The organism is Arenibacter algicola (genome assembly GCF_018860365.1).
Lineage (GTDB): Bacteria > Bacteroidota > Bacteroidia > Flavobacteriales > Flavobacteriaceae > Arenibacter > Arenibacter algicola_B.
In genome coordinates this window covers 363708-388239 of record NZ_JAHKPO010000014.1, presented here as the reverse complement: position 1 = coordinate 388239, position 24532 = coordinate 363708, and the positions used below count along the sequence as shown (strand labels likewise).

Here is a 24532-nt window from a genome sequence, read left to right as displayed (position 1 = left end):
TTAATTTGTAGGAATAATTATTAGTAAAATTTCATAGGTTTTTATTTTATTTCAATATTCCATCATCCAATTAGGGCTTGGAAGGTTGGCTCAGTGGCCGTGTACCAATGTGTTGCAACCATATCCCTTCCGGAATTTTCAAGAAAAAAAAACTGCCCAAAAAGGCAGCTTAATAAATTTTTCTATATTGATCACTATTCAATAATACCGGCGCAACTTATCCTTCCTCCAGCGTCGCCAGTGGGCTGGGTAACAAAATCATCCACACCTTGGTGTACTATCACGGCTTTGCCCAATAGGTTTTTGGTTTCGTCCGCGCATCCCAAACACCATTCGTCAGTAGAAAACTCCACGGTTGCATTACCTTGCTCGTCTGCTACAAAATTTCCAATATCTCCCCTGTGGTAGCCATCCGAAGAACCCCATTTACCATGAGAGGCAAAGGTTGGATTCCAATGTCCACCGGTAGATTTTCCGTCGGCCGAAGAACAGTCTGCTTTTTCATGGATATGAATGGCGTGTTCCCCTGGTGTTAGTCCGGACAAGCTAGCTTTCATGCTTACAGTTCCGTTTTCTTCAGTAAAGCTTACCTCACCTTTAACATTACTATCACTTTTTGGCTCCATGGGAAACTTTAGGGTCTTAACCTCAACCTCATTGTTTATTTCCTCGGCCATTGCTTCAACATTTTCCATAGCGTCTTTGGTTTCTTTCTTAGCCTCCTTACAACTGTAGGAACCAAGGAAAAGTAATACCAAGAACAATAATTTAATGTTATTCATCTTTCATTTTTTTTAGGTTCTCTTAAAATTAGCAATTTTGAGAAAGGATGTCAAGACCAGAAAGGATACACGTTATTTAATAACTTAATTGAGTCAAAAATTGGTCGATATAAACTAAAAATCCCCGTATTTGTACAAAACAAATACGGGGATTTTTATTCAAGCCTATTATTCCAAGGGAAGGAAACTTAGAATATGCTCATTCCTGAATCTTTAAGAATTATTTTTTTTGCACAAGGACATCGGCATGAACTGCAACTTCACTCCAAGTCTTACTAACGCCATCCTTACCTGTATGTAAAGCCTCACAGGCTTTATTTATGGACGCAACCGCATTCAAGGCGTCCCAGTTCTCCAAATTCATCACACCGTTAAAGGAATGGCCGTTATCGCCAGACACTTCATGTTCCAGGGGAATATTGGCAGTTTTTCCGTTAAGGGTAACATCTATAGAACATTTATCATCACCTGAAACTTTAAATACCCCTGAAATAAGTTCAGTATTATCCATAACACCGAAAAAGAATTCCAAAATCTTTGGATCTCTGGTTCCGGTAGCATCATTGGTAAATAAGCTGCTTACGGGAATACTAAAAGTGGTGCCGTTCAGGGCTTCCATGGCCGTACTGCCTTCAGTAGTATTTGTAATATTAATTTTGGTAAACTTGCCACCAACAGGCAATTTTTCAGTGGTCTTATAAGCCGTAAAACTTACTTTGGTTGAATCTTTGACCAGGCTAAATTTTTCGGAAGAGGCGGCCTCCAATTCTATGGTCCCACCATCTTGCCCTTTTTTGGCATCCTTACAGCTTATCCCAGTAATTAAAAGTAAACTTAAGCATGCAAAAGCGATTTTTTTCATGATTTTTTATTTGAAATATTAGCTATAAAGTTAAGCATAAAAAATATTGTCGAACAATTCTTTAAAATGAATTAATCATATTTTATTAAAGACCCGTTATTTTGGGATAGTGCATTGGCAAATTAATCATCCAATAATGTAGTAGCGATTTTTATCTCGCTTTTCAAGGTCCTGTGGACCGGGCATTTATCTGCGATCTCCATTATCCTGGCAATTTGTTTATTGTCCAGGCTGCCCGTAAGCTTAATGGCTCTCTGGAAAGTATCTATTTTTGCCTCACTTGAATCACAGTTCTCACAATCCGCTACATGTAATTTTTGATAAGAGGTGTGCACTTCCACATTCTCTAAAGGCCATTTCTTTCTTTTTGCATACATCTGTATGGTCATCACCGTACAGGCCGATAGACCGGCAGATACCAATTCGTAGGGAGAGGGACCAAAATTATTGCCACCATATGAAATAGGCTCATCTGCGGTGATATAATGACTCCCAACTTTCATTTGAGTAGTAAATCCATCAGCACTATCCAAACTGGCCACCACTTCTTTTTCCGTTTCCAAGGCTATGGCACCGGGCATCTCCAAATACCTTTTGGACCATTTTCCAATAATCTCCCCGGTATAGGTAGCGTCCTTGGGGTTACTTAGCAAATGGTCTGCCCCATCCAAAGAAACAAAGCTTTTCGGATGGCGAAGGGCAATGTAAATCTCCTCTGCATTTTTTATTTCAACAACTTTGTCCTGGGGAGAGTGAAGAATCAAAATAGATTTTCTATTATTCTTTAAAGTTTCCTGATAGGATTGTGATTTTAAATCCTCCAAAAACTGTTTCTTTATGGTAAAGCTTCTTCCTCCAATATTTACTTCGGCAGTTCCATGATCCTTAATGGTTTCGATATCATTTTTAAAAATGTGCTTTACATGTAAAGGATTGGACGGTGCACCAATAGTTGCAACGGCCCTTATGGATGATATTTTTTGCGCGGCAAGAATGGCCGCAGCTCCACCCAAGGAATGGCCAATGATCAATGTTGGGGCAGTATAATGCGTTTCCAAATATTTGGCCGCTTCCAATAAATCTTCCACATTTCCAGAAAAATTGGAATCTGAAAATTCACCCTCACTTTCACCAAGACCAGTAAAATCGAATCGTAAAACCCCAAAGCCTTCAGCGGTAAGGGCCCTGCTAATATTCCTAATGGCGGTAAAGTTTTTATTACAGGTAAAACAATGGGCAAATAGTACAAAATTATGCGGATGTTGGTTGGCAGGAAGGGACAAACGCCCTACCAAAGTTTCTCCGTCCACATTTTTAAAACTTACTTTTTGATGGTTCATAATATTATTTTTTCTTCAGTACACCCCTTAAGTCGGGATTATAGGTAACACCTATCTGTAATCGGTCATAATCTGCCCCTGAAAAATGATTTTTTAGGTAGCCCATTTGTACGCTCAAATTATTGGTCACATTAATTCCAAGAGCAGCGTAAAGGCGGTTTTGACCAAAAATATCATCCTGAAGATTGATAAAGATCTCATCGTAGAAATTAAGGAAAAACGTATTTGTCAAAGGAAGTGTCATCTGCAAACGATACCGCATCCTATGTTGCACATCGTTACGATCCCCAAAATCCAAAAAACGTTGTTCCAGGGTATATCTGTGTTCAAAGTTAAATTCCCACACCTTATTTTTCAGGAAAAATCGTTCAAAAATGCGGTGCTCAATAGAATTAGTTTCATCCGGGAATTCCTCAAAACTGCCGTCCGTAACAATATAGCCATATCCAAAAGTGGCCCATGCATTGGCATCAATATGATAGTTTAAACCCGTTCTCAAAAGCAATTGGTTAAAATTTTCGGCCTGTTCGTAATAGCGGAGCTGTGCTTCCGTGTGGATACTTAATTTATTGCTAATCTTGTTAGTACCAAAATACATGTGCCACGATCCCAACTTATTTTCACCATTTTCCTGTGCTTTCATTGTAAGGGTTGAGATAAGGATAAGTAAGCCTAAAATTTTCTTCATAATGTTATCGCGTTTCTTTTTTTTGTGTTTGTTTCTATTTTTTAAGTTTAATTTTAGGGAGTCGATAGCACCCAAGTCCCAAAAATACAGTTTCTACAGAAATCCCTATTTATTTCGGGATATCCGGTCAAAAACATTCTATTTCATCATGATTACGGACCCCAAACAAACATCCAAAATCCTGAATGAATTTTCAAAATCCAAGTAAGGTTTTTTTATCGGAATAACAGATATTAATTGTTTTTGGCATTAATGGCAATTTCCTTCAACTTTTCATCTATAGATTCCTTGGACAACCATTTTCCCCGTACCATAACACCGGAAATATCTTTGAGCATCGAAATATCCATTAAGGGATTGGAATTTAATAATACCAAGTCGGCATCCAGACCTTCCTTTATGCTTCCAAAGCTATCCTCCATCCCAAAGAATTTAGCCGGGTTAATGGTTCCGGATTGCAAAATCTCCAAAGGAGTGAGTCCTGCGGCTATCATCCCTTCCACCTCATGATGAATGGAAAAGCCAGGCACGTTGAACAATTGTGGTGCATCCGAACCTAATAACATTCCATGCCCATTCTCCTGTAGTTTTCGGATCAACTGCCTTCTTATGGCCGTAAATTTATTCCATTGCTCTTCGTTAAAACCGGTTTCAGGTTTAGTGGATTCATCCTTTCTTCTCTTCCAATCGTCCAAAGTGGAAACAGGCATATATTTCATTTCCGGTTGCTCCAACAATTCATCGGAGCTTACCGGGGCAAACCACCTCTCAAATAAACTCTGTGTGGGTACAACCCATACCTGGTTCTTTTTGGACAGGGCCACCAATTCATCAATTTTGGAAGTATCGGCCATAGGGGTAAAGGAGTAGCCAAAAAACCCATTGGCAGAAGGGTCAACGCCTTCAGATTCCGGCACAAGTCCCTCCAAATAGCCATCAACATGGTCTATGGAAGCATATTTACTTTCCAGTGCGTGACGTATGCCAACCATTACAGGCACATGGCCAGCAAAGGGAATATTAAGTTCATTGGCGGTTTCCACCATTTGATCAAAAACCTCCAACTGCATCCCCGGGTGTATTTTAAGAAAATCGTAGCCCTCATTCTTATAAGCGGTAACTTTCTGGACAGCCTCTTCCTTGTTGGTAACGGAATTGCCATTAAATGAAGGGCTTGAAGTAAAAATTCTCGGACTCAAAACTTCCCCTTTTAACGCCTTTTCCCTTAATACCAGATGGGTAGGATGACCCAACATTCCCCTAATGGTGGTGACACCATTGGATAGGTATAGATATAAAGTTTCCTCAATACGGGTATCGCTGGTAGGAGGCTGGGGAATGTGCGCGTGCATTTCTGCCAGTCCGGGAATAAGGTATTTGTCCTTAGCTTCAATTTTATTAGGATATTCCTCAGCGTTCTCGACAGACTCAACTATTTTTTTAATTTTCCCAGAGTCGATTACTACCTGCCTATTTTTTAGGATATTCCCGTTACTGACATCAACAATATTGACATCCGTTATCAATATGGCCGTTGTGCCAATACTTTTCTTTTTTGGGGAACAGGAAAGAAACGTTACAATACAAATGAGTAAACTAATTATTTTCATGTTGATATAGGTTTAAAGTTAATACGCAATGCCGTTATTGGTGGCAGGGGGAATTAACCAATATGGACAACATGTTTTGTCCTGAATTATATATTCAAGCTAGCCTAAAAAATAAGGGGTCTACCTGTTTCTAACATATATTAATTTAAAACGTCCCTTGACATTTTCACGTTGGTCTATTTCAAAGTTTTTAATGGACTTTATCAATGGTGTCAATTTTTGAAAACCATAGTTACGTGAATCAAAATTTGGCTGCTTCTTCTGAAGGAGGCTACCTACATCTCCCAAGAAAGCCCATCCATCCTCATCGGCAAGATCTGATATAGTGGAGGCTATAAGCTTAATTTCCTTTTGGGTAATCTTATCCACATTATCTTTCTTATCCCGCTTACTATCCGAAGTTTCAGAGGAGCTTTCCTCTGATTGATTTTTAAGAATTTCGATATAGATAAACTTATCACAAGCCACAATAAAAGGATTGGGGGTTTTCTTTTCCCCAATGCCAATTACATTCATACCGGCCTCCCTTAACCTTGTGGCCAAACGCGTAAAATCGCTATCACTGGAAACAATACAAAAACCACTGACCTTATTGGAATAAAGTATATCCATGGCATCAATGATCATAGCAGAGTCTGTAGCATTTTTACCAGTGGTATAAGCATATTGTTGAATTGGGGTTATGGCATTTTCCAACAACAAATTCTTCCATTTGGACAATTTGGGATTGGTCCAGTCGCCATATATTCTTTTTATGGTAGGGTTGCCATATTTAGCAATTTCCTCCATCATTTCCTTTACATAGGCAGAGGGAATATTGTCACCGTCTATTAGTACTGCTAGATTTATGTCCATTTTAATAAATTATTGGATTTAGATTTTTACGAAGCTAACCATTTATTGGTCGCGCGACTTTTTATTTTCTTTGCAAAGCGATATTATTTCACTTATCCGCTTCTGTCTTGTGACTTCCCGTTTGGCTTGCTTGAGCCAATAAAGATAGCTCTTTCTATAACTGGGGGCAAACCCTTGATAGTTAGCGTAGGCCCCCGGCTCCGCATCGAATGCAAGTTGCAGATCCTCAGGGACAACACCATTTTCAACATCGTCCAAAGCATTCCAGGAACCATCTATTTTTGCTTCCTTAATTTTCTCCAGTCCGCTGGGGTGCATTTCCCCCCTAGATTTGAGTTCTTTAATATAGTTTTTATTTAATTTACTCCAAACACTTTTTGGCTTTCTAGGACAAAAATATTGCTGTCGTTTACCATCCCCAAGACTTTTAACCGTACTGTCTATCCATCCAAAACACAGAGCAACCTTTACCGCATCCTCCCAGCGCATACTATCCTTTTCGTGTGCTACTTTATAGAAAATAAGATGTACACCAGTGCAACTGCTGTGATTGGCCTCTAACCAAGCGCGCCATTCGACGTCCGATTTAAAATAAAATTTTTCAATTGCTTTCAAGAATTACATTTTCTTTTGGTCCACATAAAAGTTCTTATCCACATTCACCGAAATGATATCCTTTTTAAAAGATTTTGACTTCCAATCGGAGGTGGGGTAAAACCACTCTTCGGTACTATTTACATTGATTTTTAGCGGCATGTCAAAACCATCTACTATGTTGGTATATCTAAATAACAGTTGTTTGCCTTTTACCTGGTATTCCAGCATGGGTATTTTAACAGTACGCAGATATTGGTCAAAAAATTGGGTAAGGTCTATTCCCGAAGTGCTACTGATATATTCTTCTATCTGTTTTGTAGTAACAGTCTTATGATAGAACTCTGTATTGAGACCACGTAAAACGGTCCGCCATTTTTCATCATCATCCACCAATTGCCTTATGGTATGCAGCATATTGGCACCCTTGGAGTACATATCTCCAGAACCTTTTTGATTAACGTCATAGACCCCAATGATAGGTTTGTCGTTTTGAATATTCCCCCTGGTACCTATAACATATTCCGATGCAGCTTCTTTGCCAAAGTGGTAATCCACATACAAATTTTCCGAATAGGCGGTAAAACCCTCATGGACCCACATGTCGGCTATATCCTTATAGGTAATATTATTGGCAAACCACTCATGACCCGATTCATGGATAAGGATAAAATCGAATTTTAGTCCCCAACCTGTTTTTGAAACATCCTTGCCCAAATATCCATTCTTGAACTGATTTCCGTATGTAACCGAACTTTGATGCTCCATCCCAGGGTATGGCACTTCTACCAGTTTATAGCCGTCTTCATAAAAAGGGTAGGGGCCAAACCAATGCTCCAAGGCTTCCATCATCATTGGAGCCTGTTTAAACTGTTCCCTGGCCTTTTCCTCGTTATCCCGAAGCACATAATAATCCATAGCCAATTTTCCCTTTTCCCCATTGTAGGTTTCACCAAAATGAACATAATCGCCCATATTGATGTTTACCCCATAATTGTTGATAGGATTGGACACATACCAATGATAGGTATTACTATCCTTATTTTCCACCACTTTTAGAAGCCTTCCATTGGAAACATCCATCAAATCTTTTGGAGTTGTAATGTTTATGGCCATGCTATCTACCTCATCGTACATATGGTCCTTATTTGGCCACCAGACGCTGGCGCCCAAACCTTGACAGGAAGTAGCTACAAAATGTTTTCCATTGTTATCTTTTTTCCACGAAAAACCTCCGTCCCATGGGGCACGGACCGCCTCTTTTGGATGGCCGGAGTAATATATTTTTATTTCATTTACCTCCCCTTTAAGTTGTGGCTTCTTAAGGGTGACAAAATGGGCATTCCCATTTGATTCCCATTTTAAATTTTCTCCTTCCTGGGTGATTTTTTCAATAATTAAGGGCGGTTGAAGGTCTACTTGAAGCCGCTGCTGTTCCTCCAAAACCGTATAACGAATTATATTACTACCCGAAATAAATTTTTCCTCAGGTTTCACTTCAACACTCAAATTATAAAAATTAAGGTCCCACCAAGAGCGCTCCGGGGTAATACTGCCCCTTAGGGAATCCTGTTCTGTGAAATTATGCTGTTGGGCATAGGAGGAAAGTCCAATAGCCAACAACAATGTTGTAGTAATTTTTTTCATTTTAAAAGAGTTATTAATTTCTTCCATGACTTTTCGTAAGCCATAGTATTAGGTCCATAAGCTTCTTCGGCACCCCTACTCATAAAAGCATGCCCTGCATCTTCATATATGTCAAAAGAATAAGGGTTGCCATAATCTTTCATTGTTTTTTCGGTGTCCGGAATCGTTCCATTTACCCTATTATCGGCAGCACCATAAAAACCATAGACTGGCGATTTAATATTTTTTAAGGTCGTTAAATCCTTTGGGGCTGTACCATAATAAACCATCACACTTTCCAGATCCGGGTTAAGTGCCGCATATTCAAAACTCTGGGATCCACCCCAACCGAATCCAACAACGGAAATTTTACCATTGACGGATGGGTCATTTTTTACGTAATTATAGACCAGGTTCAAATCTTTTGTTATTTGCACCTGATCAAGGGCATAAATGGCTTCCCTGACTTTATCTGCATTTTCAAAATCGGTCGTTTTTTCAACGCCCTCAATGCTATTAGATATCAGATCTGGGGCTATTACCAAAAATCCCTGTCCTGCTACCTTCTTTGAAAAAGTCATAATCCAATCATTCAATCCCAAATTTTCGTGAATTATAATCACTGCTTTGGTAGCTGCACCGCTTTCAGGATATACGACCAAAGCCTTTAATAGGCTACCGTTATCCCTTTCGAAATCTACCCATTCCTGATTTACGGGGCTTTCGGAAAGTTGCTGTGATCCTTGGGCTGATAAAATCCAGGTAAAACCCAAAGTTAGGACAAGTAATTGCAAATTTAATTTCATAAAATTTATTTCTAACCTTCCTATCTTACCTTATAATTGCATTTGGAAACACCACTACACTTTCAAAACCGCCCTTCCCAACAGCAGACACCCCAAAGAAAAAATTGTCGAGCACTACGCCTTCCAAAGTAAATTCAGAAACGTCACCTACAAACCTGCTATGGTCCCAAGTAGGGGAGGTGGTATCCCTCCAATTGATTTTATATCCGGTTGCTCCGGGAACCTTGCTCCATTTAAACTTTGCCGAGGGTTCTACAATACCTCCAATACTCACCTCTTTTGGGGACGGGGGTGCCCAAGCCAAGGAAGCCAGATTAATGGCGTTCACTGAAGTTAGTTTTTTGGCGTAATCAAAATTTACATGCTCCAAAACATCACCATAGGCAATTCCATTTTCAACCCGAATATCCTGATGCTGTTGGGTGTAATTTTCATGTGCCTCCATTATCCTTATTCCGGCATAGCCAGCATCATTAAAAGGGCGGTGGTGTCCACCACGTCCAAACCTATCCAATCTATAGATCATCATTGGGTTCATTTCCGGCATATAAGTTTTCACCTTCTTATATACGTATCTGGCCAATTGTCTGGAAATACCGTCCACTTCCCCTCCATAAAACCTGCGCATATTCCTTTCCCTTTCCGTCTCGGTCGGGGGCACAGGTTCAGAAAAAATCCTAAAATCGGTATTGCTAATAATTCCATCTCCCCCCTTAATATTGCCTATCATATCATTATTGAATATTCCAATAATATCCCATCCCTTTTCCTTGGCGCTTTTTACCAGGCCCTGGCCTCCAAAAAGACCTTGTTCCTCTCCTGAAAGTCCTAGGTATATGATACTGTTCTCAAATTTATAATTGGATAGGACCCTTGCAGCCTCTATAGTCCCCGCCATACCACTGGCATTATCATTGGCGCCAGGAGAATCTGAGGTGTAATTATTGGCGTCGCTAACGCGCGAATCAATATCCCCGCTCATAATTATATAGCGATCCGGATATGTAGTACCCCTTTGAATTGCCATAACATTAACTACCCAGACATCCTTAGGTATCCGATTGCTTTCTTCCTTTTTAACCAGGTCCCTTTGATAGGTCACTTCAAGACAATTATTGCAGTTGTTGGAAATTCTTTCGAACTCACTTTTTATCCAGCGTCTTGCTGCACCTATTCCCCTGCTACTGGAAATAGTATCACTCAGAGTATGACGTGTACCAAAGTTCACCAAAGTAGTGACATCATTTTTAATTCTTTCGGCCGAAACTTTGTTGATTATATCATAGATACGCTGGTCTGTTTGCCCCATTAGGCATAAAGAAAATAGGAATATACAAGCAATAGCAAATTTGTGCATTCGTCTTGGTTTTTAACTTGGTAATTTACGTTTATCCGTAAAATTAGCTTCTTAATTATTTGTTAAGTCCTCCTTTTCGCATAGCCCATAATCCAAGGACAGGACCAATCGTCAGAACTGTAAAAATATAGCTCGAATCTACAACTTCCAACCAGAAAGTTAGCAATTGTATGCTGATTATACTGATGGAAAAACCAATGCAGTTTACCAAGGTAAGGGCAGTACCTTTTAACTCTAAAGGGACTGCAGACGCAACCAAGGTGGAGAATTGGGGCGAATCTGAAACTACAAACATTCCCCATAGGCAAAATGCCAACAGGAACAGAGAAGCGGGCAAGAGAAAAAACAATGGGGAGGTCATACAAAGAAACCCTGACAGCAGCAATGAAATCACAGCTACTTTCTTACTGCCCCACCTAAGTGCAAAATAGCCGCCAATAGCACATGAAATACCGCCCAGACCAATAATAAAAAATGTCCATAAGGAAAATGGAAGATGGTTATTATGAATGGAATTGTATGTTTTAATGGCAAAAGGAATGAAGGCCCAGAAGGCATATAGCTCCCACATATGCCCGAAGTAGCCTATGGCTGCTTTCTTAAAGGCAGGAATCTTAAAAAGTGCTATTCCCGCTCTTAGCTGCAATACCTTACTTGGTTTTCTATAAGGACCATTGGGGACCAGAAAGTAAATGAATACCCCACCCAGTATAGCCAATAAGGAGGTTATTTTTATTACAATGGTGTAATCTTCACTCAATTTCAAACCCTGCAGTAAATGTGGAAATGCCGTACCCAACACCAACGCACCCACCAAATATCCCAAGGCCTTGCCCAGGCCTTTTTCATAGTAATCGGCTGCAATCTTCATCCCTACAGGGTAAATGCCCGCAAGAAAAAAGCCGGTACCCAATCTGGCAATAAAAAGTGTAGCATTGGAGATGTCCTGAAGCAGAAGCAACATATTACATGAGGCCGCCAAGAAGGCGCTGAACATAAAGACTTTGGAAGGGGAGTAGCGATCCACAATCATTAAAATGGCAAACACCAAGGTTCCCAAAATAAAACCTATTTGGACCGAAGACAGTACATAACCAATGATTTCGGTTCCCAATCCTGTTTTTAAGATTAGGTCATCCAAAACGGCGTTCCCTGCAAACCACAAGGAGGTGCACGCAAACTGCGAAATAATAATGATAGGCAGTATATACCACCCCGTCTTCAATTTAGTACTGGGTTTCACAATGGACATGCAAGAACAAATATGATGGAAAATGCTTGTAATAACCCACTATGGATTACGAAAGATTTTCCTTATTCTATTCGATAAAATGCTCCAATAATCCACGGACATTTTTAATACTGTCCAAATAATAGCTGGCCTGGGTTTTTTGTCGACCCACCTTTACCGTAATGGCACTTTCCGGTAATTCCTGAAACATAAACTCATCGGTCCAATCATCGCCTATGGCAAATACAAAATCATATTCCTTTTGTGAAAACACACGCATAGCCGCCCTACCTTTGTTTACATTGCTGCTCTTAATTTCTATGACCTTATTTCCGTTAAGAATACTCAGATCATCGTTGGCTATTAGACTTGTAAGTACCGTATTGAGTTCGGTGGCCCGTTTTTGCCCAAAATCTGGATCGGTCTTTCGGTAATGCCATGCCAAGGAATAGTTTTTTTCTTCAATAAAACTACCCGGGGTCCTATCCACAAAGGATTCCAGTACTGGGTGAATTTTTTCCATCCAGTCTTTTTTTACATTCTCCAGCATTCTAAAAGCTTCCCCATTTTCGGAAATCCACACCCCATGTTCCACAATCATATTGTACTTCTTTGGCAAAAACCATTTGGTAAAGGTGTCCTTGTCACGACCGCTAATTAAATAGACATCCGTGTTCTCCAATGCGGACAAGCGATCTAGCAAACCATATAATGCTTCATCTGGATTCGCTTTTTGGGGATCGCCATGAAACCCTGCCAAAGTACCGTCATAGTCCAAGAACATCAATCTTTTTTTAGATTTCCCATAATCCTTCATTATAACCTTTAAAATGTCATTGGACAGCCTGCGCGACTTATAGGAATGGTCTATTAGTTTTTGATTTTTCAAGGAGGTCATAAAATCATTGGCCCATTTTTCAACGTTATACCTTTCCAATCTTTTTTGCAAAATGGCATTTCTTGCCTGCTGCTCTTCTACCGGCATATTTATAGCCTCGTATAGTGTATCGGCAATTTCTTCAAAATTATTGGGATTTATGAGTAGGGCTTCATTCATTTCATTTGCGGAACCAGCCATTTCACTAAGGATAAGAACACCGGTTTTATCCGTTCTTGTTGCAATATATTCTTTGGCCACAAGGTTCATCCCGTCCCGGATAGGGGTCAGCCAGGCAATGTCGCTGGAGGTATATAGATCTATTAGGTTCTCGAACGGCATGGAGCGGTAGAAGTACCAAATGGGTGTCCAACTTACCGTAGAGAATTCGCCATTGATCCTCCCAACCAATTCGTCTATTTCTTTTTTTAATAATTGATATTGTGGCACATTTGACCTTGATGGCACCGCTAGTATAATAAGTCTAACCTTTTCTTTGTACTGTGGGTATTTGTTCAAAAAATACTCAAAAGCATTAAGTCGCTTTGCAATCCCCTTGGAATAATCCAATCTGTCTATAGATAAAAAGAATTTGGCATCTGGGTCCGATTCCTTGTGCATATCCAGCCTGCGCTGTAATTCGGATCGTTCACCGGTTTTGTTTTCATCATGTTTTTTTGCGGCATCGCTAAATTTCTTGTAGTCGATTCCCATTGGAAAAGAATCTACTTTAATGACCCTATCCTCTAAATAAATATCATTAAAACTAACCTCAAGCCCCAATAACCTACGTACAGAACTTAAAAAATGCCTTTCGTAATCATAGGTATGGAAACCGATCAAATCCGATCCCAACAACCCCATAAGAACTTCCTTACGCCAAGGTAAGGTTCTAAAGATCTCGTAGGACGGAAAGGGAATATGCAAAAAGAAACCAATAGAAATATTTGGGCGTTTTTCCCTAACCATTTGTGGTACCAGCATTAATTGATAGTCATGTACCCAAATGGTATCGTTTTCCCCAGCTTCTTTAAGAATGGCATCTGCAAATTTTTGATTAACGGATTTATAGGTGTCCCAGCTTTCCAGCTCAAACTCTGAATACTCCAAAAAATAATGAAAAAGAGGCCATATGGTACGGTTGCTAAATCCATAATAAAAGCCATCTACTTCCTCCGAAGTTAGATTTACTTTGGACGATCCGTGTTTTGCCAATGCCTTGTCAATTTCAGGAGCAAGTCCGTCCGGAATCTCTTCATCCGTTAATCCACTCCAACCGATCCATAAACTATCTCCTCCCGTATGAACAGATTTCATACCCGTTGCCAATCCACCTACACTTGGTATTGCAGTGATGCTTCCATTGTCAATTTGTAATTGTACGGGTAGTCTATTTGAGATTATGATAGTTTTGTCCATAATTTGCTTTTTTTAAGAGTTTATAGCATTAAATTTCCTTAAATTTCGGTAAAATGATGTGTAAAACCTACTATTTAGGTTTATTTAAAGAATAAAATGATATATGGATAATTTAGACTACGGAATAATAGGAAATTGTAGAAGTGCAGCTTTGATTTCTAAGAAGGGTTCATTGGATTGGTGTTGTTTACCAGAATTTGATTCTTCATCCATATTTGCAAAAATTCTTGATGAACAAATAGGAGGTAGTTTTGAAATCCTAGTGGATGATACTTACACCATAGAACAGAAATATATCCCCCTTACCGCAATCTTGGTCACTAAATTTTCTGATGGTCAAAATAGTTTTGAGATACAGGATTTTATGCCCCGTTATTACAAGCATAGTGGTGACTACAATGCACCACCAGAAATTATACGATATGTAAAGCACCTTTCCGGCAAACCGGTGTTCAAGGTGTTGTACAATCCTAAGTTGGAATATGCCATGGGGAAAACAAATACCTATGTCAAAGAAGATTTTATAGCTAGTTTAACCCATGAAGTAAAGTTCGATACCTTTTTTCTTTACACTTCCTTTGATAAGGAAAGTGTCCTGGCTCAACAGGAAATAGTATTGGAAAGCGATGGTTATTTTCTCTTAGGCTACAATGAAAAGATTTTTGTACCAACCCTGGAAAGGGTGTATTTGGAACTGGAGCGTACCAAGGTGTATTGGCTAAACTGGTCCAGTAAGACACCCACTTATAAGAAATACGATGCCGAAATAAAAAGAAGCGCCCTAACTCTAAAAATGCTGAGTTACGATAAGTCGGGGGCAGTTCTTGCTGCTGCAACAACCTCGCTTCCCGAAACCATAGGGGAGGTTAGAAATTGGGACTATCGCTTTTGCTGGATCCGGGATGCCTCCATGGTTATCAAGGTTGTTGGCCAGTTGGGACATAAGAATATAGCCAAACGGTATTTACAATTTATAATAGACCTTATTCCTGATAAGGATGAGAAATTGCAGATTATGTACGGCATCAACAAAGAAAAAAAGTTGACCGAAGAGACTTTGGACCACTTACAAGGTTACAAGGGTTCCAAACCTGTAAGAATAGGAAATGCCGCTTACAAGCAGCGACAAAATGATATTTATGGCATCCTAATGGACGTCATATATACCCAATTGGAAAAATTTGACACGGAAATAGAAAATGGGGAAGAGCTTTGGGGAATTACCAAGGGTATAGTGTGGATCGTAAATAAGCATTGGCAAGAGGCCGATAAGGGAATTTGGGAATTCCGTACAGAGGATAGGCATTTTACGTTTTCAAAAATTCTTTGTTGGACAGCCGTTGACAGGGCTATTAAAGTGGCCGAACTTTTTGGTAAGCATCGTAAAATGGATAAATGGCGTACTCTGGAAAAACAGATCAGGGAAGATATCCACCAACATGCTTGGAATGAAGAAAAACAGGCATTTACACAATCCTATGGGTCGCCGCATTTGGATGCCTCGGTCTTATTAATGGAATCCTACGGCTTTATCGACCCCAAAGACCCAAAATATGTAAGCACGGTACTGGCCATTGAAAAAGAACTTTGCAATGACGGATTACTATATAGGTATAAAAATGAAGATGACTTTGGACTGCCCTCCTCTTCCTTTACCATTTGTACCTTTTGGTTCATCAATAGCCTATTTAAGATAGGTCACGAAGAGAAAGCTATGAAACATTTTGACCAATTGTTAAGCTATAGCAACCATTTGGGCTTGTTCAGTGAGGATATAGATTTTAAGACCAAAAGGTTACTGGGGAATTTCCCGCAAGCCTATTCACACTTGGCATTGATAGAATGTGCTATGAACTTCTCCAAAAAACACAGTGAAATGGAAATCTTGGAATCCCTTCAAGACCACGACAAGTGATGTAGTTGGCATAATAATTACAAAAGGAAATCCATTGATGGAAGGGAAATAATTATAATTGATCGGAACTAAAATTTCTCAAAAACACCCAGACCAAATAAGGCAAAATCATATTTTACCGGATCCTGTGGATCCAATTTTCTTAGATTAACATCTAATTCCGCCAGGGCCTTGCCGTCGTTCTGTTTGCGTTGGATCAGGCCCAGTTTACGGGCCACATTGCCCGAATGAACATCTAGTGGGCATGACAACTGCGAAGGTGAAATTTTATCCCAGATACCAAAATCCACGCCGCTGTTATTATTTCTTACCATCCAGCGCAAGAACATATTGATTCGTTTTGCCGCAGACCCTTTTTGAGGGTCGGAAACATGTTTTGTGGTTCTTGGCTGATGGTCCAGCTCAAAAAAAATGGTCTTGAATTGGGAAATGGACATTTGCAGGGATGTTGTATCCCCTTTCAAGGCGAATACATTCTCCAATCCACCATGTTGCATATAAATATTGTTTAAACTGCGTATAAAATACCTTAGGTCCTCCCCATTAAAAGTCCTATGCACAAACCCTTGAAGGTTTTCCAGATCCTTTTCTTGATGGTTCATTACAAAGTCGAACGGGGAATTATCCAACAGTTCCATCATTCGCTCCGAATTGTTGATGATACTTTTTCTATTGCCCCAAGCAATCGTAGCGGTTAAAAATCCACTGATCTCAATATCTTCTTTTTTTGTGAATCTATGTGGAATCCCCAAAGGGTCTGTAGATAAAAAATCTGGGCGATTGTATTGTTCTACCTTAGCATCCAAAAATTCTTTCAGTTCTTCCTGCGTCATGGCAAAGGGAAATTTAAAAAATTATAAAGAAGTATGGGAGTGATGAGTACGCCATTATACATGGCGTGCAAACAAATAGACCATCCTAGTCCCAGTTTAACACGAATGTACCCCAAAAATACACCTAAGATTAATTGTGGCGCCACTAATAGTGGTGCAATATAATATACTTCCCTAGACATTTCAAAATTGGTCATATGCACGGCCGCAAATAATAAAACAGAAGCATAAAGAATAAATTTGAAATATTTCTTATTCTTAAAACAAATCAACGGGCCTCTGAACAAAATCTCCTCGACCGCTGGAGCAAAAATCACTGCCATAAAGAAAAGCGGAACTATGGAGTAATTCTCTAGAAATTTGTCAATGGCATGTTCTCCTAGATCAATTTTTAGAAGACCTATCAACCATTGATTAAAAATGCCAACAGTCACACCCATTATAATACCCCATTGTAGAAGGGCTAATACAATCTTTATTTTTAAGGGATTTGGGACATGGTCCAAGCGTTTATAAACAGGAGCTTTTGTAAATTCCCAGACCTTGGCAAGCATTTTCATTGCGAAATGGAACCATCCACCATGGTTAGCTTTCTATCGGCCATATTGGCAAGTTCCTCATTATGGGTTACAATGACAAAAGTTTGCCCAAAGGCATCCCGAAGATCGAAGAACAATTTATGAAGATTATCCGCACTTTCAGAATCCAAATTACCGCTGGGCTCGTCCGCAAAAATAACGGCAGGGCTGTTCACCAAGGCCCTTGCTACGGCTACCCGCTGTTGCTCGCCGCCAGAAAGTTCATTGGGTTTGTGTTGCAACCTATGTGAAAGTCCCAGAAACTCCAGAAGTTCTGCTGCCCTTAATTCTGCCTTTTCCTTTTTCGTTCCCTTAATAAATGCAGGGATACAGACATTTTCCAAGGCTGTAAACTCTGGCAACAACTGATGAAATTGAAAAATGAAACCAATGTGGCTATTTCGAAATTTGGCCATAGCCTTATCCGATAATTTAGTTACATCCTCGTCATTAATCAGCAAGGTACTGTCATTCTTATTGCTTAGGGTATCCAAAGTACCCAGTATTTGCAAGAGAGTAGTTTTACCAGCTCCAGAAGGGCCAACAATAGATACCACTTCTCCCTTTTTAATATGCAAATCAACTCCTTTGAGCACCTGGAGATTGCCGTAAAACTTATTGATATTGGTAGCCTTGATCATCATTCTTAATTATGGGTTGAAAGTAAACATTAACAAGAAGAATACAAAATAGTTATTACCCACATGGCCCTTTCTTATCAAATTTAACGTTAGGTAGAAAAAACACGACCGTTTAGGAAAAATTCTGATAGAATATTCTTTTTATTATAATACGGTAATGATTATATTGTGATGGCGACAAAAGAATAAATTTTAGGACAAGGCTTTTATGACACAATATAGAAATTTGGAAGAATACAACCTGGAAATTACCGACGAGGTAAAATCCAGATACTCATCTATCATTAAGGAAATAGGGGAGGACCTCAACAGGGACGGACTTATAAAAACTCCGGAGAGAGCAGCGAAGGCCATGCTTTTTTTAACCCAAGGGTACAAGCAGGATGCTGTAGAAATTCTGAAAGGAGCCATGTTCAAGGAGTCTTACGATGAAATGGTAATCATTAAGGATATTGAAGTGTATTCTTTGTGCGAACACCATATGCTGCCCTTTTTTGGCAAAGCCCACATAGCCTATATCCCCAATGGCCATATCGTTGGCCTAAGCAAAATTCCTAGGGTGGTGGATGTTTTTGCAAGACGTTTACAAGTGCAGGAGAGACTCACCAATGATATCCTGGAATGTATTAACAACACTTTAAAACCACAAGGTGTGGCTGTTGTTATAGAGGCTTCCCATATGTGTATGATGATGAGAGGAGTGCAAAAACAAAATTCCGTAACCACTACATCAGGCTTTAGAGGTCAGTTTGAAAAAATAGAAACTCGGAACGAATTTTTAAAATTGATAAGTTCAAAGTTATCTTAGGACTTTGTACTATCAAAAGTTCAAAATTTTGGCATCTTATTTGATTTAAGGCTGCTGTAAATTAATTGGTAAATACATCTACATTGAAAGACCATAAATTAAGAAACCTATTTTTGGGATTGCTTTTTGACGGGATAGGAATGCTTTCTTTCGTTATTCCAGGGATCGGGGAATTTTCAGACGTGATCTGGGCTCCCGTTGCCGGCTGGCTAATGACCAGATTATACAAGGGCAAAATAGGACGGGCTGCAGGGGTAATAACCTTTATTGAAGAAATGCTGCCCGGCTTGGACATTGTTCCAACATTTACGATCATGTGGTTTTATACTTATATTTTTAAATCTTCTAAAAACAAAAAAATTATATCGGCCGAGTAATTTCATTTTGAAGTTATTAAAGTACATTCAATTACCTTAGGACAAGCCAGCCCCTTCCGCTAAAGCTGGCAAACGTTGGAGCATTCAAATCTCACTTAGTGAATAATGTCCCGTATAAATATATTAAGTGACCAATGTTACTCAAGTTTTCCGATATCTTTCTTAGATTTATCTTGTATTATAATATTAAGTAAATGAAAAGAAGAAATTTTGTCAAAAAGACCAGCTTAGGGTCTTTGGCAGGAATACTGGGTTTGGAAATTGTATTTGCTGCTAAAATCCCAGAAAACTACACCCCATTGGGGCTTCAGGATCCGGACCCATTTCAAATGTTCAACAAGGATAAGGCAATGGTAGTCTTAAACAGCAAACCGTGGAATATGGAGGCGGTAGCCCATTTGTTAGACGATAGGATTACTCCCAATAAATATATGTTTATCCGAAACAATGGACTGGTTCCAGAAAATATCAATGTCAATGAATGGACTATTACTTTTGATGGTGAATCGGTAAAAGAAAAGAAAACTTTCACCTTGGAAGAATTAAAATCAAAATTTACACATCATACCTACCAACTTACAATAGAATGTGGCGGCAATGGACGGAGCGAATTCGATCCGCCTGCAAAGGGAAACCAATGGACAGTAGGGGCCGTAGGTTGTGCCACCTGGACAGGGGTTCGCCTTAAGGATGTACTTAAAGAGGTAGGGGTCAAGGATGATGCCGTGTATATAGGCTATCACGCTGCAGACCTACACCTAAGTCGAGATCCCAACAAAGAACCTATCTCAAGGGGGGTTCCCATTTCCAAGGCCATGATGGAGGAAACCCTGTTGGCCTTTAAAATGAACGGAGAGGATATTCCCCTAGTACATGGATACCCATTGCGTTTGGTATGTGGGGGCTGGCCAGCCTCTACTTCAGGAAAATGGGTAAATAGGATCAGCGTGCGAAACATTGTCCATGATGGGGAAAAAATGACGGGAACCTCCTATAAGGTGCCCTGTCATCCAGTTGCTCCTGGAGAAGATGTTAAAGAGGAGGATATGTGCATCATAGAATCCATGCCAGTAAAATCCTTGATTACCTATCCCAAATCAGGAGCGGTGATTCCCAAGGGAAAAAAACTGAATATTAGAGGCCATGCTTGGGCTGGGGAATTGGAAATTTCCAAAGTATCCTATTCCATTGATTTTGGGGCCACTTGGTCCAATTGTATTTTGGAAAAACCTGCAAACCGATTGGCTTGGCAGCATTTCAAAGCGAGTATAGATTTTCCAAAGACAGGGTATTATGAGGTTTGGGCGCGGGCTACAGATTCCAACGGAGTAAGTCAACCCATGTTGTTGCCCGGATGGAACCCAAAGGGATACCTTAATAACGCATGCCATAGAATTGCGGTAAAAGTAAGTTAAATGAGCAAACAGAATAATTTTAGAAAACAGGTCAAGTCCTTCTATAGCATTTTAGTGGTTGCCTTTGTTATGGTACTACTGATAGGCGTCTTGGGGGTTACCTATATGATGGACCCGTCCGCATTTTCATCCAAAAAGGATACTCCAAATTCAGAAGTCGTTAATGTAACGCCTGATAATGATGATTGGGATAAAATAGAAAATGGCATCCACCTAAGAACAGGGTTTAAGGATGGGGAAGGTTTAATGACGGTGGTCAACAACTGCACCAATTGTCATTCCGCCCAATTGGTCATACAAAATAGGATGAACGAAGAGCGATGGATAGAGACCATTCGCTGGATGCAAAAAACACAGAACCTATGGGATCTAGGGGAGAATGAAAAGGTTATTGTGAATTATTTGGTCACCAATTATCCGCCGAAAAGTAAGGGAAGGAGGGAAGCGCTGACTAATATAGAATGGTACCCATTGGAAGAGTAATGGATCATGGGTATAACGTAAAGGAAAAAGATCGTGGAAAAATATTTTGAAGGTTTCATCAATGCGATTGTAGGAACTGCAAACTGGACATGGAAATCCATAATATTTGAAGTTCCCTGGTATACCAATTATTTTTGGGGGCTGATCATTATTTCCCTAGTGGTGTGGATGCTGGAAATTTTATTTCCTTGGCGTAAGGAACAATCTATTTTTAGAAAGGATTTTTGGTTGGACGGCTTTTATATGTTCTTCAATTTTTTCCTTTTCGCCATTGCCATAAGTGGGTTTTACAAATTATTGGGCCTTCTTTTCAACGATTTGGGAATAAGGCAAAGTAGCCTTGCCCTTATAGATATGTCCCACTTTCCCAATTGGCTTCAATTATTGATCTTTTTCCTTATTTTGGATTTTGTACAGTGGTTTACCCATATTTTGCTCCACAAATATCCATTTTTATGGAAATTCCATCAAATACACCACAGTGTTAAAGAGATGGGCTTTGCAGCCCACTTGCGCTATCATTGGATGGAAAATGTATTCTATAAGCCCTTAAAGACCTTTGGAGTAATGATTTTGGGCGGTTTTGAACCTGAACAGGCCTACATTGTCCATTTCTTTGCCATTGCCATTGGGCATTTCAACCACGCCAATATTAAAATAACCTGGGGTCCTTTAAAATATATTTTAAACAACCCTGTAATGCATTTATACCATCATGCCCATGATTTGCCAGATGGAAAATATGGGGTGAATTTTGGAATTAGCCTCAGTCTTTGGGATTACATTTTTAAAACCGATTATATCCCCGAAGATAGTGGCACCATTGAATTGGGCTTTAAAGGGGATGAAAAAATTCCAAATTCATTTTGGAAACAAATAACCTACGGCCTAAAAAAGTCTAAGCCGTAGGTATTTTTTATAATGACAATAATTGTTGCGCACAATTTGGAATGAAGATTCCGTTATGGCAAACTTCTTTTACAATAGAATGTTTAGGCCCACAACAACCGATCTTCCCATATTCAATATGTCATCACTTTTCAGACGGGACAGATGGGCAATGTATTTTTTGTCCAAAAGGTTATTCGCACTAATGGTGATATTCATAGATTTTTTCAAAAATTGAATGTCCCCTCCTAAGCCTGCGTTTAAAAGGGAGTACCCTGGGGTAACTGTTTCAAAAGTACTTACTTTTCCCTGCTTAAAGTTAGTATTCAAAGAAACAAACGCATTGGACCTAAGCCACCATCCCTTGGCATTGTTAAACTCTACCCTCAAAGTATTGGTCAATTTATTGGCGGGTATCAAAGGCAAGGCCTCACCGGTCTGCAATTCACCGAACACCGTTTGATAACTACTTTCAATATGCAGCCAATCGTACGGATGGGGGTGTAAATGAAATCCAATTTCCCCTCCATAAAGTGTGGCATCTTGTTGTAGATAGTTGTAAACAGGAGTTTCATCCATAAAGGTTCCGCTAGGTGCTATGAAGATATAGTCCTTTATACTGTTGTGAAAACCGTTTAGAAAAAATTCATAATGCTCATTTTGAAATTCCAAAGCCAGATCAATTTGAAGGTTCTGTTCGTTCTTGAGGTCTGCATTTCCTATTTCGAACCTGTTGGTACCCTCATGGCTACCATAGGAAGTTAGTTCCGCCAAATTGGGAGCCCGGAAGCCTGTAGCAATATTGATTCTACCCGTGAATTGCTCTGAAATATTGTTCTTATATCCCACTGCGCCATTAAAGCTATTAAAGTTCCGTTTTAAAGGAGCAATATATCCTTCATCCCCGCTAACACCGTAGGCCTTTCCGTCTATTTGCCTGTGGTCATAGCGCAGTCCCACTTGAAAATCGTTGTTTTGATCGAGGTGAAAATGTGTGGTTCCCAAAAGCCCTATGTCTTTGGTCGTTGCATCCGGAATTAAGATCTCTTCCCCAAAATTTCTATTGGTTTGATGAATTCCTTGTATACCCACTACTGTTTCAAACCTATTCCACTCAGGAAAATGGTAAAGTACATTATAATTAAAGGTGTTGAGCTTCATGTCTAAAGCAGCTTCCTCATGGCCTTCTTCTTCATGGGCTTCATGATCTTCTTCGCCTTCTTCATGATCTTCCTCATCTTCCTCATGGTGATGGTGGTCTTCAAACTCCTTACGATTATTTCCTATATACCCCAAGGTGATGTCCAAGTTAGAGTTGTTGAAGAATATTTTGGTATTGGAACTCAAAATATGGTTGTCCAATTTTTGATAAGGTAAATCGGGTGTCCTGGAGGTGGTCTGCAATCCTATCTCTTCCGGAATCCCTAAATTGGATTGGTTGTAATTATACCTAAATTCACTTTTAAAGGAAGTTGCCTGGTAACCCAATCCCGCTTTTAAATCTTTTTCGTTGAATCTGGAATTGGTAACCCTATTGCCATCTCCACCTAAATAATCTACATGGTTATTGGTTGCCAATCGTAGAAGGTATTTAAATCTTTCTCCTGAAGATCTTATGCCAGCTCCACTATTTAAACCTTGGGTATTGGTATTGTAGTTGAGGTTTATATCTCCCTCCGTGCTATTAGGGGCCGCAAATTTTTCCGGGTTTAAATAAAGTACTCCCCCCATAGCGTCAGAGCCATATAATAGGGAAGCAGGACCCTTAATTACCTCAACACTTTCTATTCCCGCTTCGTTTACTCCCAGGCCATGTTCTGCCCCAAACTGTTGGTTTTCCAGCCTAATTCCCTGGGCGTACACCAAAACGCGGTTGGAAGTAAGTCCCCTGATTACTGGTTTCCCTATTCCCACCCCGGTAGAAACTACATCCACCCCGGGTATGGATCCTAAACCTTCCACAAGAGTAGGAGCTCCCTGGGCCTTAAGGGATGATAGCTTTGCAAACTCCACCTTCATAACATTTTCACGTTGCAATTTGTGGAATGGGGTAGATACAATAACTTCTTCCATTTCAATAGCGCTTGGAAGCAATGAAACATCCAAGGTATTGCTGCCTTTTTCTATAGTAATATTGCCAGAAAAAGTTAAAAAGCCGATATAGGAGGCTACTATTTTATAGGTCCCCGTTGGTAAAGCTTCAATTTTGTATTCCCCATCGCTATTGGTAATACCGCCCTTTTCCATTTGTGGAAAATATATGGTGACCTGTTCCAAGCCTTCTTGATTCTCTTTATTAATTATTTTACCGGATAGGGTATTTTGGGAATTTGCTGATATATATGTCAAAATGCAGAGCATTGACAGAATTACATTTCTCATTTATTTTATTTTAGGTAAAGGCTATAACTCCTAATGAAAGGCAATTCACCTCCAAAGTATTGTTTAAAATTGCTTGGTGTACTTATACGGTAAGGCTTTAAAACCTACAACCCCCTAAAGCTTATGATATAATACGGCATACCAACATCTATAAATGTATCGGGC

22 protein-coding genes are annotated in these 24532 nt (G+C 39.7%); 6 read left to right on the top strand and 16 right to left on the bottom strand.

The window, feature by feature from the left end:
- Positions 1-194: 194 nt before the first annotated feature.
- The 12 genes from KO529_RS12975 to KO529_RS12920 form a co-directional block, all read right to left on the bottom strand.
- Positions 195-782: a superoxide dismutase family protein gene (locus KO529_RS12975; protein WP_215948300.1), complete on the bottom strand. Its 588-nt coding sequence runs from the start codon at positions 780-782 to the stop codon at positions 195-197.
- Positions 783-1002: 220 nt separating this feature from the next.
- Positions 1003-1644, bottom strand: a complete 642-nt coding sequence (locus KO529_RS12970) for a YceI family protein (protein WP_215948299.1) — start codon at positions 1642-1644, stop codon at positions 1003-1005.
- A 122-nt stretch (positions 1645-1766) separates the two neighbouring features.
- Positions 1767-2984, bottom strand: a complete 1218-nt coding sequence (locus tag KO529_RS12965) for a bifunctional alpha/beta hydrolase/OsmC family protein (RefSeq protein WP_215948298.1) — start codon at positions 2982-2984, stop codon at positions 1767-1769.
- A 4-nt stretch (positions 2985-2988) separates the two neighbouring features.
- Complete coding sequence (locus KO529_RS12960) at positions 2989-3672, bottom strand: DUF2490 domain-containing protein (protein ID WP_215948297.1); 684 nt, start codon at positions 3670-3672, stop codon at positions 2989-2991.
- 233 nt (positions 3673-3905) lie between these two features.
- Positions 3906-5282: an amidohydrolase family protein gene (locus KO529_RS12955; RefSeq protein ID WP_215948296.1), complete on the bottom strand. Its 1377-nt coding sequence runs from the start codon at positions 5280-5282 to the stop codon at positions 3906-3908.
- A 120-nt stretch (positions 5283-5402) separates the two neighbouring features.
- Complete coding sequence (locus KO529_RS12950) at positions 5403-6137, bottom strand: NYN domain-containing protein (protein WP_215948295.1); 735 nt, start codon at positions 6135-6137, stop codon at positions 5403-5405.
- Between the two features lie 42 nt (positions 6138-6179).
- The gene (locus KO529_RS12945; RefSeq protein WP_215948294.1) at positions 6180-6752 is read right to left on the bottom strand and encodes a YdeI/OmpD-associated family protein; all 573 of its coding nucleotides are present in this window, start codon (positions 6750-6752) and stop codon (positions 6180-6182) included.
- A gap of 3 nt (positions 6753-6755) precedes the next feature.
- On the bottom strand, positions 6756-8378 hold the full coding sequence (locus KO529_RS12940) for a M1 family metallopeptidase (protein ID WP_215948293.1): 1623 nt from the start codon (positions 8376-8378) through the stop codon (positions 6756-6758).
- Positions 8375-9163, bottom strand: a complete 789-nt coding sequence (locus KO529_RS12935; RefSeq protein WP_215948292.1) for a dienelactone hydrolase family protein — start codon at positions 9161-9163, stop codon at positions 8375-8377. The genes KO529_RS12940 and KO529_RS12935 overlap by 4 nt, the downstream gene beginning before the upstream one ends.
- Before the next feature lie 25 nt (positions 9164-9188).
- Positions 9189-10520 carry a M28 family metallopeptidase gene (locus KO529_RS12930; RefSeq protein ID WP_215948291.1) on the bottom strand — a complete coding sequence of 444 codons (1332 nt, stop codon included), beginning with the start codon at positions 10518-10520 and terminating at the stop codon, positions 9189-9191.
- A gap of 55 nt (positions 10521-10575) precedes the next feature.
- Positions 10576-11772 carry an MFS transporter gene (locus tag KO529_RS12925; protein ID WP_215948290.1) on the bottom strand — a complete coding sequence of 399 codons (1197 nt, stop codon included), beginning with the start codon at positions 11770-11772 and terminating at the stop codon, positions 10576-10578.
- Between the two features lie 67 nt (positions 11773-11839).
- Positions 11840-14047, bottom strand: a complete 2208-nt coding sequence (locus KO529_RS12920; RefSeq protein ID WP_215948289.1) for a bifunctional alpha,alpha-trehalose-phosphate synthase (UDP-forming)/trehalose-phosphatase — start codon at positions 14045-14047, stop codon at positions 11840-11842.
- 103 nt (positions 14048-14150) lie between these two features.
- Here KO529_RS12920 and KO529_RS12915 point away from each other — a divergent pair, with 103 nt between their 5' ends.
- Positions 14151-15962, top strand: a complete 1812-nt coding sequence (locus tag KO529_RS12915) for a glycoside hydrolase family 15 protein (protein ID WP_215948288.1) — start codon at positions 14151-14153, stop codon at positions 15960-15962.
- Positions 15963-16030: 68 nt separating this feature from the next.
- On the opposite strand, the gene KO529_RS12910 is transcribed toward KO529_RS12915, so the two are convergent.
- The 3 genes from KO529_RS12910 to KO529_RS12900 are packed head-to-tail and all read right to left on the bottom strand — an operon-like array spanning position 16031 to position 18014.
- Complete coding sequence (locus KO529_RS12910) at positions 16031-16795, bottom strand: TIGR02757 family protein (RefSeq protein ID WP_215948287.1); 765 nt, start codon at positions 16793-16795, stop codon at positions 16031-16033.
- Complete coding sequence (locus tag KO529_RS12905; protein WP_215948286.1) at positions 16792-17355, bottom strand: CPBP family intramembrane glutamic endopeptidase; 564 nt, start codon at positions 17353-17355, stop codon at positions 16792-16794. The genes KO529_RS12910 and KO529_RS12905 overlap by 4 nt, the downstream gene beginning before the upstream one ends.
- Positions 17352-18014 carry an ABC transporter ATP-binding protein gene (locus KO529_RS12900; RefSeq protein ID WP_215948575.1) on the bottom strand — a complete coding sequence of 221 codons (663 nt, stop codon included), beginning with the start codon at positions 18012-18014 and terminating at the stop codon, positions 17352-17354. Before KO529_RS12900 ends, KO529_RS12905 begins: the two co-directional genes overlap by 4 nt.
- Before the next feature lie 208 nt (positions 18015-18222).
- Here KO529_RS12900 and folE point away from each other — a divergent pair, with 208 nt between their 5' ends.
- The 5 genes from folE (at position 18223) to KO529_RS12875 (ending at position 22006) form a co-directional block, all read left to right on the top strand.
- Entirely contained in the window at positions 18223-18822 is a 600-nt protein-coding gene (gene folE, locus KO529_RS12895) for a GTP cyclohydrolase I FolE (protein WP_215948285.1), read from the top strand.
- A 140-nt stretch (positions 18823-18962) separates the two neighbouring features.
- Positions 18963-19199, top strand: coding sequence for a hypothetical protein (locus KO529_RS12890; protein WP_247095546.1), 237 nt, complete (start codon positions 18963-18965; stop codon positions 19197-19199).
- A gap of 194 nt (positions 19200-19393) precedes the next feature.
- Positions 19394-20614: a sulfite oxidase gene (locus KO529_RS12885; RefSeq protein ID WP_215948283.1), complete on the top strand. Its 1221-nt coding sequence runs from the start codon at positions 19394-19396 to the stop codon at positions 20612-20614.
- Complete coding sequence (locus tag KO529_RS12880) at positions 20615-21097, top strand: monoheme cytochrome C (protein ID WP_215948282.1); 483 nt, start codon at positions 20615-20617, stop codon at positions 21095-21097.
- A gap of 33 nt (positions 21098-21130) precedes the next feature.
- Positions 21131-22006 (top strand): sterol desaturase family protein, encoded by an 876-nt coding sequence (locus tag KO529_RS12875; protein WP_215948281.1) that lies wholly within the window; start codon positions 21131-21133, stop codon positions 22004-22006.
- A 69-nt stretch (positions 22007-22075) separates the two neighbouring features.
- Here KO529_RS12875 and KO529_RS12870 read toward each other — a convergent pair whose 3' ends face one another.
- Positions 22076-24367, bottom strand: coding sequence for a TonB-dependent receptor (locus KO529_RS12870; RefSeq protein WP_215948280.1), 2292 nt, complete (start codon positions 24365-24367; stop codon positions 22076-22078).
- Positions 24368-24532 lie beyond the last annotated feature (165 nt).

Bases quoted from the DNA above. Each gene is read 5' to 3' on its own strand.
- KO529_RS12970 (WP_215948299.1), bottom strand. From the start codon at position 1,644: ATGAAAAAAATCGCTTTTGCATGCTTAAGTTTACTTTTAATTACTGGG.
- KO529_RS12915 (WP_215948288.1), top strand. From the start codon at position 14,151: ATGGATAATTTAGACTACGGAATAATAGGAAATTGTAGAAGTGCAGCT.
- KO529_RS12900 (WP_215948575.1), bottom strand. From the start codon at position 18,014: ATGATCAAGGCTACCAATATCAATAAGTTTTACGGCAATCTCCAGGTG.
- KO529_RS12950 (WP_215948295.1), bottom strand. From the start codon at position 6,137: ATGGACATAAATCTAGCAGTACTAATAGACGGTGACAATATTCCCTCT.
- KO529_RS12925 (WP_215948290.1), bottom strand. From the start codon at position 11,772: ATGTCCATTGTGAAACCCAGTACTAAATTGAAGACGGGGTGGTATATA.
- KO529_RS12880 (WP_215948282.1), top strand. From the start codon at position 20,615: ATGAGCAAACAGAATAATTTTAGAAAACAGGTCAAGTCCTTCTATAGC.
- KO529_RS12975 (WP_215948300.1), bottom strand. From the start codon at position 782: ATGAATAACATTAAATTATTGTTCTTGGTATTACTTTTCCTTGGTTCC.
- KO529_RS12890 (WP_247095546.1), top strand. From the start codon at position 18,963: ATGCTTTCTTTCGTTATTCCAGGGATCGGGGAATTTTCAGACGTGATC.
- KO529_RS12910 (WP_215948287.1), bottom strand. From the start codon at position 16,795: ATGACGCAGGAAGAACTGAAAGAATTTTTGGATGCTAAGGTAGAACAA.
- KO529_RS12935 (WP_215948292.1), bottom strand. From the start codon at position 9,163: ATGAAATTAAATTTGCAATTACTTGTCCTAACTTTGGGTTTTACCTGG.
- KO529_RS12885 (WP_215948283.1), top strand. From the start codon at position 19,394: ATGAAAAGAAGAAATTTTGTCAAAAAGACCAGCTTAGGGTCTTTGGCA.
- KO529_RS12940 (WP_215948293.1), bottom strand. From the start codon at position 8,378: ATGAAAAAAATTACTACAACATTGTTGTTGGCTATTGGACTTTCCTCC.
- KO529_RS12955 (WP_215948296.1), bottom strand. From the start codon at position 5,282: ATGAAAATAATTAGTTTACTCATTTGTATTGTAACGTTTCTTTCCTGT.
- KO529_RS12930 (WP_215948291.1), bottom strand. From the start codon at position 10,520: ATGCACAAATTTGCTATTGCTTGTATATTCCTATTTTCTTTATGCCTA.
- KO529_RS12960 (WP_215948297.1), bottom strand. From the start codon at position 3,672: ATGAAGAAAATTTTAGGCTTACTTATCCTTATCTCAACCCTTACAATG.
- KO529_RS12920 (WP_215948289.1), bottom strand. From the start codon at position 14,047: ATGGACAAAACTATCATAATCTCAAATAGACTACCCGTACAATTACAA.
- KO529_RS12870 (WP_215948280.1), bottom strand. From the start codon at position 24,367: ATGAGAAATGTAATTCTGTCAATGCTCTGCATTTTGACATATATATCA.
- folE (WP_215948285.1), top strand. From the start codon at position 18,223: ATGACACAATATAGAAATTTGGAAGAATACAACCTGGAAATTACCGAC.
- KO529_RS12905 (WP_215948286.1), bottom strand. From the start codon at position 17,355: ATGAAAATGCTTGCCAAGGTCTGGGAATTTACAAAAGCTCCTGTTTAT.
- KO529_RS12965 (WP_215948298.1), bottom strand. From the start codon at position 2,984: ATGAACCATCAAAAAGTAAGTTTTAAAAATGTGGACGGAGAAACTTTG.